The sequence below is a fragment of the Polaromonas sp. UC242_47 genome (genome assembly GCF_044452385.1).
Classification (GTDB): Bacteria; Pseudomonadota; Gammaproteobacteria; order Burkholderiales; family Burkholderiaceae_C; genus Polaromonas.
In genome coordinates this window covers 896,642-910,562 of record NZ_JBIOAO010000001.1, presented here as the reverse complement: position 1 = coordinate 910,562, position 13,921 = coordinate 896,642, and the positions used below count along the sequence as shown (strand labels likewise).

At 63.0% G+C, this 13,921-nt stretch carries 14 protein-coding genes and 1 pseudogene; 3 read left to right on the top strand and 12 right to left on the bottom strand.

Annotated elements, in window-relative coordinates; genetic code table 11:
* The first annotated feature begins 27 nt into the window (after nt 1-27).
* Entirely contained in the window at nt 28-777 is a 750-nt protein-coding gene (locus tag ACHMXK_RS04460) for a ComF family protein (RefSeq protein ID WP_397438048.1), read from the top strand.
* A 125-nt stretch (nt 778-902) separates the two neighbouring features.
* Nucleotides 903-1,397: a tRNA (cytidine(34)-2'-O)-methyltransferase gene (locus ACHMXK_RS04455; protein WP_397438046.1), complete on the top strand. Its 495-nt coding sequence runs from the start codon at nt 903-905 to the stop codon at nt 1,395-1,397.
* On the opposite strand, the gene ACHMXK_RS04450 is transcribed toward ACHMXK_RS04455, so the two are convergent.
* Nucleotides 1,394-2,380, bottom strand: a complete 987-nt coding sequence (locus ACHMXK_RS04450; RefSeq protein ID WP_397438045.1) for a LysR family transcriptional regulator — start codon at nt 2,378-2,380, stop codon at nt 1,394-1,396. The two genes, ACHMXK_RS04455 and ACHMXK_RS04450, sit on opposite strands and share 4 nt — an antisense overlap.
* 216 nt (nt 2,381-2,596) lie before the next feature.
* Between ACHMXK_RS04450 and ACHMXK_RS04445 the strand changes: the two genes are divergently transcribed.
* Nucleotides 2,597-2,902 (top strand): hypothetical protein, encoded by a 306-nt coding sequence (locus ACHMXK_RS04445; RefSeq protein ID WP_397438043.1) that lies wholly within the window; start codon nt 2,597-2,599, stop codon nt 2,900-2,902.
* A gap of 111 nt (nt 2,903-3,013) precedes the next feature.
* Here ACHMXK_RS04445 and ACHMXK_RS04440 read toward each other — a convergent pair whose 3' ends face one another.
* The 11 genes and pseudogenes from ACHMXK_RS04440 to ACHMXK_RS04390 form a co-directional block, all read right to left on the bottom strand.
* Nucleotides 3,014-3,469, bottom strand: coding sequence for a MaoC family dehydratase (locus tag ACHMXK_RS04440; RefSeq protein ID WP_397438041.1), 456 nt, complete (start codon nt 3,467-3,469; stop codon nt 3,014-3,016).
* Nucleotides 3,470-3,533: 64 nt separating this feature from the next.
* Nucleotides 3,534-4,150: pseudogene (locus tag ACHMXK_RS04435) on the bottom strand (AAA family ATPase).
* Between the two features lie 61 nt (nt 4,151-4,211).
* Entirely contained in the window at nt 4,212-4,967 is a 756-nt protein-coding gene (locus ACHMXK_RS04430; RefSeq protein ID WP_397438039.1) for a sulfite exporter TauE/SafE family protein, read from the bottom strand.
* A gap of 206 nt (nt 4,968-5,173) precedes the next feature.
* Nucleotides 5,174-5,890: an ABC transporter ATP-binding protein gene (locus ACHMXK_RS04425; protein ID WP_397438037.1), complete on the bottom strand. Its 717-nt coding sequence runs from the start codon at nt 5,888-5,890 to the stop codon at nt 5,174-5,176.
* Complete coding sequence (locus ACHMXK_RS04420; protein ID WP_397438035.1) at nt 5,883-7,703, bottom strand: branched-chain amino acid ABC transporter ATP-binding protein/permease; 1,821 nt, start codon at nt 7,701-7,703, stop codon at nt 5,883-5,885. Before ACHMXK_RS04420 ends, ACHMXK_RS04425 begins: the two co-directional genes overlap by 8 nt.
* Nucleotides 7,700-8,557, bottom strand: a complete 858-nt coding sequence (locus ACHMXK_RS04415) for a branched-chain amino acid ABC transporter permease (protein WP_397438033.1) — start codon at nt 8,555-8,557, stop codon at nt 7,700-7,702. Before ACHMXK_RS04415 ends, ACHMXK_RS04420 begins: the two co-directional genes overlap by 4 nt.
* Nucleotides 8,558-8,572: 15 nt before the next feature.
* Nucleotides 8,573-9,772 carry an amino acid ABC transporter substrate-binding protein gene (locus tag ACHMXK_RS04410; RefSeq protein WP_397438031.1) on the bottom strand — a complete coding sequence of 400 codons (1,200 nt, stop codon included), beginning with the start codon at nt 9,770-9,772 and terminating at the stop codon, nt 8,573-8,575.
* A 142-nt stretch (nt 9,773-9,914) separates the two neighbouring features.
* Nucleotides 9,915-10,904 (bottom strand): Bug family tripartite tricarboxylate transporter substrate binding protein, encoded by a 990-nt coding sequence (locus ACHMXK_RS04405; protein ID WP_397438029.1) that lies wholly within the window; start codon nt 10,902-10,904, stop codon nt 9,915-9,917.
* 28 nt (nt 10,905-10,932) lie between these two features.
* On the bottom strand, nt 10,933-11,934 hold the full coding sequence (locus tag ACHMXK_RS04400) for a Bug family tripartite tricarboxylate transporter substrate binding protein (RefSeq protein WP_397438027.1): 1,002 nt from the start codon (nt 11,932-11,934) through the stop codon (nt 10,933-10,935).
* Nucleotides 11,931-13,100, bottom strand: a complete 1,170-nt coding sequence (locus tag ACHMXK_RS04395) for a CaiB/BaiF CoA transferase family protein (RefSeq protein ID WP_397438025.1) — start codon at nt 13,098-13,100, stop codon at nt 11,931-11,933. The genes ACHMXK_RS04400 and ACHMXK_RS04395 overlap by 4 nt, the downstream gene beginning before the upstream one ends.
* Nucleotides 13,097-13,900 (bottom strand): citryl-CoA lyase, encoded by an 804-nt coding sequence (locus ACHMXK_RS04390; RefSeq protein WP_397438024.1) that lies wholly within the window; start codon nt 13,898-13,900, stop codon nt 13,097-13,099. Before ACHMXK_RS04390 ends, ACHMXK_RS04395 begins: the two co-directional genes overlap by 4 nt.
* Nucleotides 13,901-13,921 lie beyond the last annotated feature (21 nt).

Genomic DNA, 13,921 nt, shown 5'->3' with positions numbered 1-13,921 from the left:
AAGGGAAGCGCCGAGTATATTGACACGATGTTGCGACATCTGCCCAAGCCGGCTTCTGTGCTGCAAACCCTGGCCAGCCAGTGCGCGGTTTGCCACAGCTGGCCGGCGCGCCGGGTGTGTGCGGCCTGCGTGGCGCGTTTTGGGCAAGTAGTGGCGCGTTGCGACACTTGCGCATTGCGTTTGCCCAGCGATCTGTCGCTGGGGCGGGGCCACCCTGCACGCCGCTGTGCGACCTGTCTTCGCCAGCCGCCGCCGCTGAATGCCTGTTTTGCCGCCATGACTTATGCCTACCCCTGGTCAGAACTGGTGGCCAGCTACAAATTCGGCGGCGACCCGGCCTGGGCCGCGGTCCTGGCCGAGTTGCTGCTGCAAGCGCCTGGCGTGCCCCAAGCCCTGACGGCACTGGAAGCCGGCGACTGGCTGATGCCCCTGCCCTTGTCCCCCGCGCGCCTGCAGTCGCGCGGTTTCAACCAAGCCTGGGAACTGGTCAAGGCCCTGGCGCGCCAGAGCGGCACGCTGGCCCAAACCGACGCCCGGCTGTTGTTACGCATCAAACACACACCGCCTCAGGCCCAGCTCAAGCGCGAGGCCAGGCTGCAAAACGTCAAGGGCGCTTTTGTTGTGGACCCATTGCGCGTACCCGGACTGCAGGGCCGCCGTGTGCTGCTGGTGGATGACGTGATGACCAGCGGCGCCTCGCTGTTTGCCGCCGCGCAGGCCTTGCGTGATGCCGGCGCGGCCGAAGTCTGCGGCGTGGTGTTTGCTCGCACTGAATAGTGCCCCCACGCTTTTCACTTCGTGTCATACGCTGCCCCACTAGGGGGCGCATTTTTCCTTGGGGCGGCCCTGCGGAAAAACCTGGCCCCAGGCTTTCTGGTTCCGTCAGCAGCGACAATCCCCCCATGTTCAATATCGTTTTAGTCGAGCCCGAAATCCCTCCGAATACCGGCAATGTGATCCGTCTCGCCGCCAACACGGGTTGCCGCCTGCACCTGGTGGAGCCGCTGGGTTTTTCGATGGACGACAAACACATGCGGCGCGCCGGGCTGGATTACCACGAATATGCCGAGCTCAAGCGCCACGCCGATTGGCAGACCTTTCTGGACACCGAACAACCCGATCCGCTGCGGCTGTTTGCCCTGACCACCCGCGGCACGCGGCGGGTGCACGACGCGCAATTTTTACCCGGCGACTGGCTGGTTTTTGGCGCTGAGACCCGCGGCCTGGCGCCCGAGGTCCGCGAAGCTTTTGCACCCGCGCAGCGCCTGACCTTGCCGATGGTGGCCGGTCAGCGCAGCCTGAACCTGTCCAACGCGGTGGCTGTCACGGTGTTTGAGGCCTGGCGACAAAACGGCTTCGCGGCGCGACCGGACGCCGCGCCAGGGTCCGCCGCCTAGGCGGACTTGTCGGTTTTGTTGGTCTTCTCTGCAGGATCGGCCGTGAGCGTCGGCCGGGACGGCCAGGTTCGCTCGGCCTCGGCCGCCTTCAGGCGCGTTTGTTCGATCAGGAACTCCATGAACACCTTGGCGCGGGTCGGCACAAATTTGCGGCTGGGCAAGGCCGCGTACAAGGTGAAGCGTCCGGTGATCCAGGGCGCCAGCACACGCCGCAGTTGCCCGTCCCGCAAGTAGTTCGCGACCAGGTCCAGCGGTTGCGCGCAAATACCGCTGCCGTCCAGCGTGGCCCGCAGCAAGGTGTCGCTGTGGTTGGCCACCAGCACCGGCTTGATATCCACCACCTCTTCCCGGTCGCCCTCGTCGGGATTGATCAGCCGCCACTCGCGCTGTCGCGCACCCGTGTACATGAGGCGCAACAAAGCATGTTTTTGCAGGTCTTCGGGTTTTAGCGGCGTTCCGGCCGCGCGCAAATACCGCGGGGAAGCACACAGCAGGCCTTCCGAAACAATCACCGGCCGCGCCACCACATTGGCGTCATACAGCCCGCCGGCCCCCAGAATCGTCAGGTCAAAATCTTCCACCGGCGGCACCAGCGGCGAGTCCACCGTGATGTCCAGCACCACCTTGGGATAACGCCGTCGGAACTCGGCCACCAGCGGCGCCAAAATGTGCACGGCCATCACCGGCTGGGTGTGTATGCGCAGCAGGCCGGCCAGCTCCGTGGTTTGCTGGCGGGTGGACGCTTCGGCTTCGTCCACATCGTTGAGGATGTTCCGCACCCGTTGCAAATAGGACTGCCCCGCCTCGGTCAGTGACAGCTTGCGCGTGGTGCGCTGCAGCAGGCGCACGCCCAGGTGTTCCTCCAGGTCGGTGATCAGCCGGGTCATCACCGCAGGTGACATGTCCAGCGTCCGGGCGGCGGCGGCAAAACCCCCGTCATCCACCACTTGCTGGAAGGCGCGCATCGATAAAAGTCGGTCCATAGGGTTAATACCTACAAAGTCAAGTCTTTATTGTTTCACATTTGGCAATTAATAATTGAAGCATACGCTGTTTTTCTTCTTCATCGGCAATAGTACAGTTCATACATCGATGAGCCGAAACCACTTAGTAAGCGACTCACCGAGGCTGGACAGACGAGGTTTTGGATACCCGCCCGCCCGGAAATGTCTTATCAACTTCTAAAAAGGATTTTCATCATGAACTCGAAATTTGTTGCCTCCGCCCTGATCGCTGCTGCCAGCCTGGTGTCCGTGAGTGCTTTCGCCGCTGGCGCCGACGGCTCCGTCGACATCCAACCTACCCTGACCAGCAACACCACCCGTGCTGAAGTGCGTGCCCAGATCCAGGCTGCCCAGCCCGGCGCCGTGACCGCCAGCAACCTGGTTGACGGTGGCACGGCTTTCGCAGCCGCCCCTGTGGCCGGCGAGCGCAGCCGCGCTGAAGTCCGTGCCGAAGCCGTCCAGGCTGGCGTGTCTTACAACGCTGCTCCCGGCCGCGCTTAAGCCTGTCGCTGCAGCAATGCAGCTGCCAACAAAAAACCCGCCACGGCTTGCCCTGGCGGGTTTTTTGTTGGATGTTTGAAGATCAGCCCCGGTCTCCAACGCTTCAGGGATTCACGGATAACGCCGCACCAGCGATTCGGCGATACACACAGGTTTGGCCGAACCTTCCCGCTCGACCAGCACTTCCCAGGTCATCTGCACGCCGTTGTTGTCAATCGGCTCGCTGGCCAGCAGTTTCATGCGCGCGCGCAAGCGGCTGCCGACCGGCACAGGCGCCGTGAAACGCACCTTGTTCAGGCCGTAATTCACACCCATGCGGCTTTGCACAATGGCCAGGGAGGTCTCAAAAAACTTGGGCAACAGCGACAAGGTCAAAAACCCGTGCGCAATAGTCGCGCCGAAGGGCCCGCTTTTGGCTTTTTCCGGGTCCACATGAATCCACTGGTGGTCGCCGGTGGCTTCGGCAAACAGGTTGACCTGCGCCTGGGTGACGGTCAGCCAGTCGCTGACGGCGACTTCCTGGCCCACACAGGCGGCCAGCTCGGAAAGGGTCTGGAAGGTTTTCATGGGCCGACTGTAACGTGAGGCCGCAGGCCAGCGTGTCCAGCCAGCGACAGCCGGCGGCGGCGCATCACTGGTCCAGCCAGCGGCAGATACCGGCCCATTGCTCCAGGTCTTTTTCAACCCGGCTAGGCGCCACGTCAAACAAGGTTAGCCCACGCGCCGCCAGGTGGATGTAGTTCTGCGTGTCACGCAAATAACCCAGCACCGGCAGCCCCAGGCCATCGACAAAACTGCGCAGCTTGTCGGCGGCAATGGTGCGCGCATCCACCCGCATGCCGATGATGCCGACCTGCATTTTTCCGGCGCGGCGGTGTTCGGCCAGCTGGTCCAAAAAGTCCGGGTCGCAAAAATATCGAACACACTGGGCTGCAGCGGCACGATCACCTTGTCGGCCAGCTTGGCCACGTCGTTGAAACGCCAACCGTGCAGACCGCCCGGCGTGTCCAGCACCACATGGGTTGTGCCTTTGGGCGGTTTGACAATCAGGTCGGCGTTGATGTCCCAGGTGGCGATGGACCGTGCCGCCGGTGAACGCAGCCCCAGCCAGAGCCGGGACGACTGCTGGCGGTCGGCATCGCCCAGCATGACCGCATGGCCCTGGCTGGCGAAATAGCCCGCAACATTGGTGGCCAGTGTCGTTTTACCGACGCCGCCTTTCGGATTGGCAATCACAACCACAGGCATACAACTCTCCTGGAATTTGGACCTTATCGTAACGGCAGCCGCCGGATCATCCAAGCGGCGGCTAATGCACACCGTCCCACAACAGCTTGATACCGGTGAGAAACATGCCGAAATAAAGAATCCGGTAAAACAGCACCGGGTCTATACGTCGGGCCAGCCTCACCCCTATCCACACGCCTATGGGCGCCAGCGGCAGCAACACCAGCGAGGTGCTCATGTTGCGCATATCCAGCAGACCCAGCCAGGCATAAGGAATCCACTTGGACAGGTTGATGACAAAAAAGAAAAAGGCCAGCGAAGCGGTAAAGGTCACCGGCGACAGGCGCAGCGGAATCACATAAGCGCTGACCGGCGGGCCGCCGGCATGGGCGATAAAACTCGTGAAGCCCGAAGTAACGGTGAACAAAGCGCCCAGCCAGCGCGGCGGCGGTGGACTGTCGGGTCGGGGCCGAAACAGGAGGCGCTGGGCCAGGAACAACAAGGTGAAGCCACCGACGATGCCGGCCACGGTGTTGGCCGGCAAAACCTTGAACAACAAGGTGCCGATCACCGTGCCCAGCAGGCCGCAGGGCACGAGGAACTTCACCAGCCGCATGTCGAAGTCCTTGCGAAACGCGGCCATGCCCAGGAGGTCAATCAACAACAGCACCGGCATCAGGATGGCCGCCGCCTGCGGCACGGTCACGGCCAGCGCCATCATGGGCACGGCCAGCGAACCAAAGCCGGCGCCAAAGCCACTCTTGCTGATCCCCAGCAACAACACGGCGGGCACCGCCACGGCATAAAAGAAGGGATCGGTAATGAGGGGGAAAGTCACAGAATGAGGAGAAACAGGCGGGCCAACAGTCGAGAGTCGCCGATTATCGGCCCTGGAACAAGACGCCCGCTGCTGGCAGCACAAGGTCGGCGGGCCAGAGCGTTCATCGATGATTCATCATGAAATAGGCCTCCAGCCCTTTACCAACGAGCGTAAGAAGCTCCTTTTTTGATAGCAACACTGTGTTGCTGCAGCCCCGTCGCGCTTCACGCCTGCATTTCCAGTCCCAGATAGGCCTTCTGGATTTCCGGCCGGGTCAGCAACTCGCTGGCCTGGCCCTCCGCAACGATGCGCCCTTCTTCCATCACATAGGCGCGGTTGGCCAGCTCCATGGCCATGGCCACGTTTTGCTCCACCAGCAACACCGAGGTGCCTTGCGCATTGATCTGGCGTATGGCGCGGAACATGTCCAGCACAATGGCCGGCGCCAGGCCCAGCGAAGGTTCGTCCAGCAGCAACAGGCCGGGCCTGGCCATCAGGGCGCGGCCCAGCGCCACCATTTGTTGCTGGCCGCCGGACAAGGCGCCAGCGGGGCTTTGCAGCTTGGCCTCCAGTGCCGGAAACAGCGCCAGCACATGCGCCAGCGAGGCCTTGCGGTGCGCCTTGGCCTGGGGGATAAAACTGCCAAGCTCCAGGTTGTCCAGCACCGTCATCTGCGTGAACAGCCGCCGGCCTTCCGGCACGATGGCTATGCCCGCTTCACAAAAGCGGTGGCTGGCCAGTTGGGTGATGTCTTTGCCGTTAAAACGCAGACTGCCTTCACGCACGCGGTGCAGGCCGGCGATGGCATTGATCAGCGTGGTTTTGCCGGCGCCGTTGGGGCCGACCACACACACCAGTTCGCCGGGCTGGACCGTGAGTGTCACGCCCCACAAGGCCGGCGCCGCGCCGTAGTTGACCAGGATGTTGTTGACTTCAAGCATGGGGGGTCCCCAGGTAGGCGCTGACCACGTCGGCGTTTTTCATGACCTCCTGCGCCGGTCCGACGGCGATCAACTTGCCATGGTTGAGCACGGCCACACGATCGGCCAAGGCCATCACGGCCCGCATCACATGTTCGACAAACACGATGGTGGCGCCGCGGTCGCGTATCTTGCGGATCAGCGCAATCGCCTCGTTGATTTCACCGGGTGTCAGACCGGACAAGACTTCGTCCAGCAACACCAGGCGCGGCCGCGCGGCCAGCGCCCGCGTGAGTTCCAGGAACTTGCGCTGGTGCAGGTTCAGGTCGTCGGGCAAGGCATCGGCCTTGTCCTGCAGGCCGGTGAAGGCCAGCCACTTCCAGGCCTCCTGCGTGGCCTGCGCCTGGTTCAGGGCCGCGCCGCCAAACATTGCCACCAGGGAGACGTTTTGCAGCACGCTCAGGTGCGCAAACGGCCTGGGGATCTGGTAGGTGCGGGCGATGCCAGCCTGCGCGATCTGGTGCGCCGCCAGCCCCGCGAGCTGGCGGCCTTCAAAAAACATCTGCCCGCCGCTGGCCGGGAAATGCCCGCTCACCACATTGATAAACGTGGATTTGCCCGAACCATTGGGGCCCAGCAGACCGAGGATTTCCCCTTCGTGCACCTGCAGGGTTACGCCGTCCAGCGCCTGCACGCCGCGAAAGGCCTTGGACAACTGGCGCACGTCCAGCAGGACCTTGCCGCTGGAGACAGTCGCCACGACCTCGGGCGAGGTTGCTGCCTGCGCCGCAAACACCGGCGGCACCGACCGTTTGCCCGCCGTGCGTTTGAGGAAATAACCGAGGATGCCGTTGGGCATGAACAGAATCACCAGCACCAGGATTACCCCCACGGCCGCCTTGCCGGCCACCGGGTGGTTGCCCGCCGTGAAAAAATACATCAGGCAGGTGATCGCGATGGCGCCCACCGCCGGCCCGGCCCAATGCCGCGTGCCGCCCAGCACACTCATGAGCACCACGGTCAGCGGCACCACGATGGTGAAAGTCTCGCCCGCCGTGACATAAGAGACAAACAAGGCATGGATGCCGCCGGCCAGGCCGGCCAGCGCACAGGAGATGCCGAAGGCCAGCAGCTTGTAGCGGAAAGTTGGCACCCCCATTACTTCGGCCACGTCTTCGTCGTCATGGATGGCAAAAAGGCCCAGGCCCAGCCGCGAAGCCTGGATGCGCCAGGAGATCAGCAGTGTCGCCACGGCGCCTAACAAGGCCATCAGGTAAATCGACGACGACGCCGTCGGCCCCAGTGGCGGGACGGCCACGGCATTGAGGTAAATGCCCGGCCCGCCGTCAATCCGCGTGTTGAGCACAATCGTGCCCACCACAAAGGTGATGGCCAAGGTCAGCAAGGCAAACAACTCGCCGCGCACCGACTTGACGCGAAACACCACGGCGCCCAGGGCCATGCCCAGCAAGGCCGCCAGCAGGGCCGCCGCGGGCAGGGTCCAGAGAAAAGGCCAGTTCAGGTTGGCCGCCAGACCGGCTGAGGTGTACATGCCTATGCCGAAAAACGCGCCATGGCCGAAGGAGAAGTAGCCCGAATAACCCGACAGCATGTTCCAGGACAGGGCCAGGATCATCCAGTGACAGATCAGGTAGAGAAAAGATTCGTAAAAAGCCGGCACGCCCAGCCAGGGCACGCTGGCCAGCAAGGCGCCCGCGGCCAGAATGCCGATGACGGTTTTATTCATGGCCCTGCCGGTCCGGCCACCCGAAACAGAGGGAAGCCCTTCTTCGGGGGGCAGCGCAACACGCGAGGTGGTGAGTGTGGAGGTCATAGTTTTCCCGGGCGAAACAGCAGCATCACAATCAGCAGCGAGAACGACACGATAGGAGCCCACGAAGGCGCGGCCACGGCCATGGTGATGGCTTCGCTCACACCAATAATGATGCCGGCCACCAGCGGGCCGAGGGCACTGCCCAGGCCACCCAGCATGACCGCGGCGAAAACCACACCGACCCAGGCAAAAATCTGCGAAGGCGTCAACGTGAAAGTCAGTGCCAGGCAGATGCCGGCCACCGCCGCCAGCGCCGCACAAATGCCCGCCAGCATCAGCGACATGCCTTTCTGGTTGATGCCGAAGGCCGAGGCAATCGGCCCGTCCTCGGCCATGGCACGCAAGGCCTTGCCGAGATCGGTGTAACGCATGGCGGCCCAGATCAGCAGCGACAGGCTGACCGCCATGCCCAGCGTCACCAGCTCGGGCACGGGCAGATAGAGCGAGCCGAGGGTGAATTTCTGGTCGTTGTAATGCGTTTCCAGTCGGCGAAAGTCGGCGGTCCAGATCGCCTGGATCACACTTTCCATCACCACCGTGATGCCGAAGGTGACCAGCAGCGAATTGAAAGGTGAAATCGCAAAACGCGACAACACCCATTGCATGCCCACACCGAACACAAAAAACAGCGGCGGCAAGACCAGCAGCGTGAGCAGCGGGTCCACCTGCCAGACCGTGGCCATGTGGTAACTCATGTAGGCGGCCAGGAACACCAGGCCGAAGTGGGCCAGGTTGATCTGGCGCAGCAGGCCCCAGGTCAGGCCCAGCCCGAGACCGATCAGGCCGTAGAGGCCGCCTATGAATATCCCCGAGAGGATGGACTGGGCGAGCAGGTTGAAACTCGGAAAACTCATGGGCGGCTCGCGGCGTTAATTGACTTGCAGCTTCGCGCCAGCCGGGGCGAACTGCGCCGGATGGATCACCACCCACTTGCCGTTCTGGACCTGTTTGATCTTCATCAAGTCGTCGCCGTAGTTGCCAGGGCCGTCGAAACGCAGGCGACCGTGGATGGTGTCCACCCGGTTCTTGCGCAACCAGGCGGCAATGGCCTTGTCATCAAAACTGTTGGCGCCGCGCACACCGGCCTCCAGGATCTGCCAGGCCGAGTAGGAGGCGGCGGCCTGCACTTCCACCGAGGTGTCGGGCAGCTTGGCCTTGGTGGCGCGTTCGTTGAACAACTTGACAAAGTCGGCCGCCACGGGATTGGCGGTGAAAGGCGCATGTTCTTCAAAGATGGTCAGCGACAGTGCATTTTTGCCATCGGGCGACTTGGTCATAGGGCCAGGTGCGGGATAGGTGTGGAAATGAAGCGGCGGCACATAGTCGATTTTTTTCATCGCGTCGAGCAGCATGTTGCCCTCCAGACCGATGTCACCGATCCAGACCAGGTCGGGCTTGGCATCCTTGACACGCGCAGCAATCGGTCCGAAATCGCGGTTGCCGAAATCCCATTCGAGAAACAACACTTCCTGCAAGCCCCGTTTTTTGGCAACGTCCCGGGCACCTAGGGACATGAAGTGGATAGACGGAAACTTGCTGGTCACGAAGGCGACGGTCTTGGGCGGCTTGGGCGCAGCGGCCAGGGCGTCGAACACCGAGTTCGGCACCGTGGTGCCAGGCTCAGAGCCCAGCGACCAGGCAGGAAATGCCATGTCGTACTTGGACAGCGACGGAATGCCGAAGGTGTGATGCACCAGCACCTTGTTGTAACGCTGGGCCACACCCATGGCCGAAAGAATCGCGCCCGTCGCATAAGGGCCCATCAACAGGTCCACCTTGTCCGAGGTCACCAGTTGTTCATACAGGGTACGGGCCAGCTCCGGCTTGGACTGGTCGTCCTTCAGTATCCATTCGACCTTGCGGCCCAGCAGGCCGCCCTTGGCATTGAGCTGCTCCACATAAATCTCGCCCACCAGCTTGTGTGTCAAAGCCGTGGTGGCCAGCGGCCCGGTCAAGGCCAAGGTGCTGCCGATGCGCACGGGTGCCGGCGCCTGCGCAGCCGCCGGCATGGCGGCAAGCAACGCCGCACTGGCTGCCGCCGTGGTGAGAAGCGATGTCAAGAATTTCATGGTTTGTCTCCTGTTGATTTATGGATACGCTTACTGCAGAAAAATCGAGACACGGACCGGTCTGCGTCTTCGTCGCTTCACCGGCCCGGCCTTGCACGGCCTTCTCATGGCACGTTTCATGGCGCGCAAACGCCGCACGGAACTACTCCACCTTTGCGCCCGACTTCTTCACGATCGCCGTCATGCGTTCGGTCTCGCTCCGGATCAATGCCCCCATCTGCTCCGGCGTGGAACGCATGGGCGCCATGCCCTGGCTGCTCAGGTTTTTCTCGACAAAGTCCCGGTTCGCCAGAATGGTGTTGACCGCCGTATTCAGCTTGGTAATCACCTCGTGCGGTGTGCCGGCGGGCGCAAGAAAACCGTACCAGGCGCCGATGTCCATGTCCTTGAAACCGGCCTCGGCAAAGGTCGGCACCGCGGGCAACAGGGCCAGACGTTTGTCGCCGCTCACGCCGAGCACCTTGAGCTTGCCCGAGGCGATGTGGCCCTGGATGGTGGGAAACGCCGGGAAGGTAAAAAGCACCTGACCACCCATGACGTCGGTCACCGCGGGACCGGCCCCCTTGTAGGCCACGTGGACCAGGTCGGCACCGGTCAGGCGCTTGAACATCTCCCCCATGAGGTGTGGCTGGCTGCCCGCGCCAAAAGAGCCATAACCCAGGTCCTTGCGCGATGTGGCGTAGGCCGCCAGTTCCTTCATGTCCTTGGCCGGCGTGCTGGCATTCACAACCAGGACGAGCGGCACATAGGTGACGGGGGCCACCGGCAGAAAATCACGCTGCACGTTGTAAGACAGCGCGGGAAACAACACGGGGTTGAGCACAAAGGTAGCATCGTTGGTGAACAACAGGGTATGGCCGTCGGCCGGCGACTTGGCCGCCGCATCGGCCCCGATGGCCGTGTTGGCACCGGTGCGGTTGTCGATGATCACCGGCTGGCCGAGGATGTCGGACAGGCGCTGGCCCATGCGCCGGCCGACGATGTCTGTGGTGCCGCCTGGCGCGTACGGAATGATGATGCGAATCGGCTTGCTGGGGAATGGGGCGGTGCCCTGGGCGGCGGCCATGCGGGGCAGGACGGCGCCCAGGGCGGTGGCACCCGCTGCGGCCAGGAGTTTGCGTCTGTGGGTCATGTCGGGTATCGATCGTTTGTTCAAAGACTCAATCCACCTGGGCGCCTGAACGCTTGACCAGATCGGACCATTTCGAAATTTCGGTGCGGCCAAAGGCCGTCATCTCCTCGGGCTTCATGCTGCGCAGTTCCAGGCCTTGCGCACCCAGTCGGGCGACCACATCGGCGCTGGCCATGGCCTGGCTGGCGGCATCGCGCAGCCGTGCAAGAACCGCTGCAGGCGTGCCGGACGGCGCGTAGAGCATGAACCAGGCCACAAGGTCGAAATCGCCATAACCCTGCTCCGCAATCGAGGGCACATCCGGCGCGGCAGCGCTGCGTTTTGCACTGGATGCGCCCAGGGCGCGCAGCTTGCCCGCCTTGATCTGTGGCAACACGGCCGCCGGGTGGTAAAACATGAACTGCACCTGACCGGCCATCACGTCGGACATGGCCAGACCGCCCTCCTTGTAAGGCACGTGCACCATGTCGCCGCCCAGCCTGGCCTTGAGCAACTCACCGGCCAGGTGGCCCGAGGTGCCGTTGCCGGCCGAGGCGAAACTCACACCGCCCGGTTTGCCGGCCTGCACGGCCAGATCTTTCACGGTTTTCAGCGGCGAGTTGGCGGCCACCACCAGCATGGTCGGCGTGTAACCGGCAAACGCCACGGGTGCAAAGTCCTTGAGCGGGTCGTAAGGCAGTTTTTTGTACAAGGTCGCGTTGATCGCATGGGTGCCCACCGTGCCCATGACGATGGTGTAACCGTCAGCCGGCGACTTGGCCACCAGGTCGGAACCGATGACGCCACCCGCGCCTGCGCGGTTCTCCACGATCACGCTCTGGCCCAGGGGTTTGGCCAGGGCTTCCGCCATCACACGCGAAATGATGTCCGTCGAAGTGCCCGGACCAAACGGAACAACAAGTTTGATGGGCCGTGTGGGGTAGTCCTGCGCAACAACGGCCGTGGAACCCAGGGCCAGGATACCGGCGCCCAGCACCCAGGCGGTGAGACGTGTCAAACGGCCGCGGATGACAAGTGGTGAGGTGTTCATGTATTGATTTCCGTGGAAGCGAGAGGGGCGGCGCGTTCGGACCAGCCGGCACGTAATTCGGCGTTGTGTTCGCCCAGCAGCGGCGGTGCGGTGACGTCCAGGGCCCGCTCGCCGTCAAAGGACACCGGTGAACGCACGGTGCGGAAGGAGCCGGTCACCGGATGCCGGGTTTCGACAAACAACTGCAGGTGTTTGGCCTGCGGGTCTTCGGGCACCTCGGCCGTGGTGTACATGGGGGCATGCGGCACATCGTTGGCTTCCAGCCGTCGGCACCAATCGGCGCGATCCCGCAGGCGGAAGATACCGCCCAAGACCTGCATCAGCTCTTCCTGGTGTTCGATACGTGCCAGCCGGCTGGCAAACCGTTCGTCTTCAAAAATGTCGGCGCGTTCCATGGCGGTGGCCAGGCCTTGCCAGAATTTTTCGGGCGAAGACATATGCAGCGCAATCCACTTGCCATCCGAACACTGCAAAACATAGGACTGCGAGACGCTGGGGCGGCTGAACGGCCCCATGACTTCGTCCACAGCAAACAAGTGCGTGAAGGCATCGAGGTTGAAATGCGCCATGGCCTCGAACATGGAAACTTCCACCTTGCGGCCCACACCGGTGGCGTGGCGTTCGTGCAATGCGCCCAGAATGCCGTAGGCCGCGTAATAACCGGTCACCGCGTCGGCAATCGCCGGCCCCACCACTCGTGGGTTCGCCGGATTCACCAGCAAGCGCAGGTAACCACTGGCGGCCTGGGCCACCGTGTCATAACTCGGTCTGTGCGCGGCCGGGCCGGTCGCGCCAAAACCGCTGATGGCGCAATAAATCAGCTTGGGATTGATCGCCCGCAAACGTTCTTCGCCGGCACCTATCTGCTCGGCCACACCGGGACGAAAGTTCTGGATGTACACATCGGCCTCGCGGATCAGCGCGTCGAACTGCACCAGGTCCTCGGCCTGTTTGGTGTTGAGCGTGAGGCTGCGTTTGTTGCGGTTGTAGGTCTGGAAATGCGGGCTGTACAGGCCACCCTTGAAGGCACGGAAAGGATCACCCGTTCCCGGCAGTTCAACCTTGACCACGTCGGCGCCCAGGTCGGCCAGCAGCATGGACGCCGCCGGCCCGGTGATGAAGGTGCCGTGTTCGACCACACGCACGCCCTGGAGGACTTTGCTCATGCCTGGCGCTCCGCCGGCAACGTGCCGGTGTATTGCTGATCGCGTGTGGCCTGGTAGGACAAGGCAAAACCGATGGGGTCGCTGAGTTCTTCGTTGAGGTGGGCGATCAGGCTGGCCGTGCGCGCCAGCATGGGCACCCCCTTGAGTGCATTGACCGGGAAACCCACACCCAGCAACACGGCAGGGATGGCGCCCGACACATTCAGCTTGAGTTCCTTGCCAACGACCTCGGGAATGACGGCCTCCACGGCCTGCGCGATCTCGACATAACGCTGACCGCCACCGGCCTTCACCGACACCTCGAAAAGTTTGCCCACACGCGGGTCACGGGCCTTGTGTTCGGGATGGCCATAACCGGCGATCGGCTGCTTGCGCGCTCGCAGGGCGGTGATAACCACGCGGGCTGCGGCCCGCAAATCGCCCTGGTGGTTTGCCGCTTCCTTCTCCACTTCCAGGTAGAGCCGGCCGGCGGTTTCGGATGCGCCCAGGATCACCGAGCCCGAGCCCAGGATGCCGGCGGCCACCGCCCCCTGCATGGCGTCAGGCGCGGCCGCCAGCGTCATGCGTGCGGCCTGCACGCTGGGCACCAGGCCATGTTCGGCAATCGCCACCAGCGTGGCATTTAACACGGCACTGGTCGCGGCATCGGCGCGTCGGCCGGTGACCAGCAGGAAAAAATAGTCGCCGAAGTTGATCTGTCCGATCAAGTCCTGGGCCAGATCGGCGCCACGAACAACAATGGTGTTTTCGTTCGAGGTGCAAATTGCAGAACGGGGCACGGTGGCCTTGCCAATTTTCAAGTGAGTTCTCCAGTCAATGGG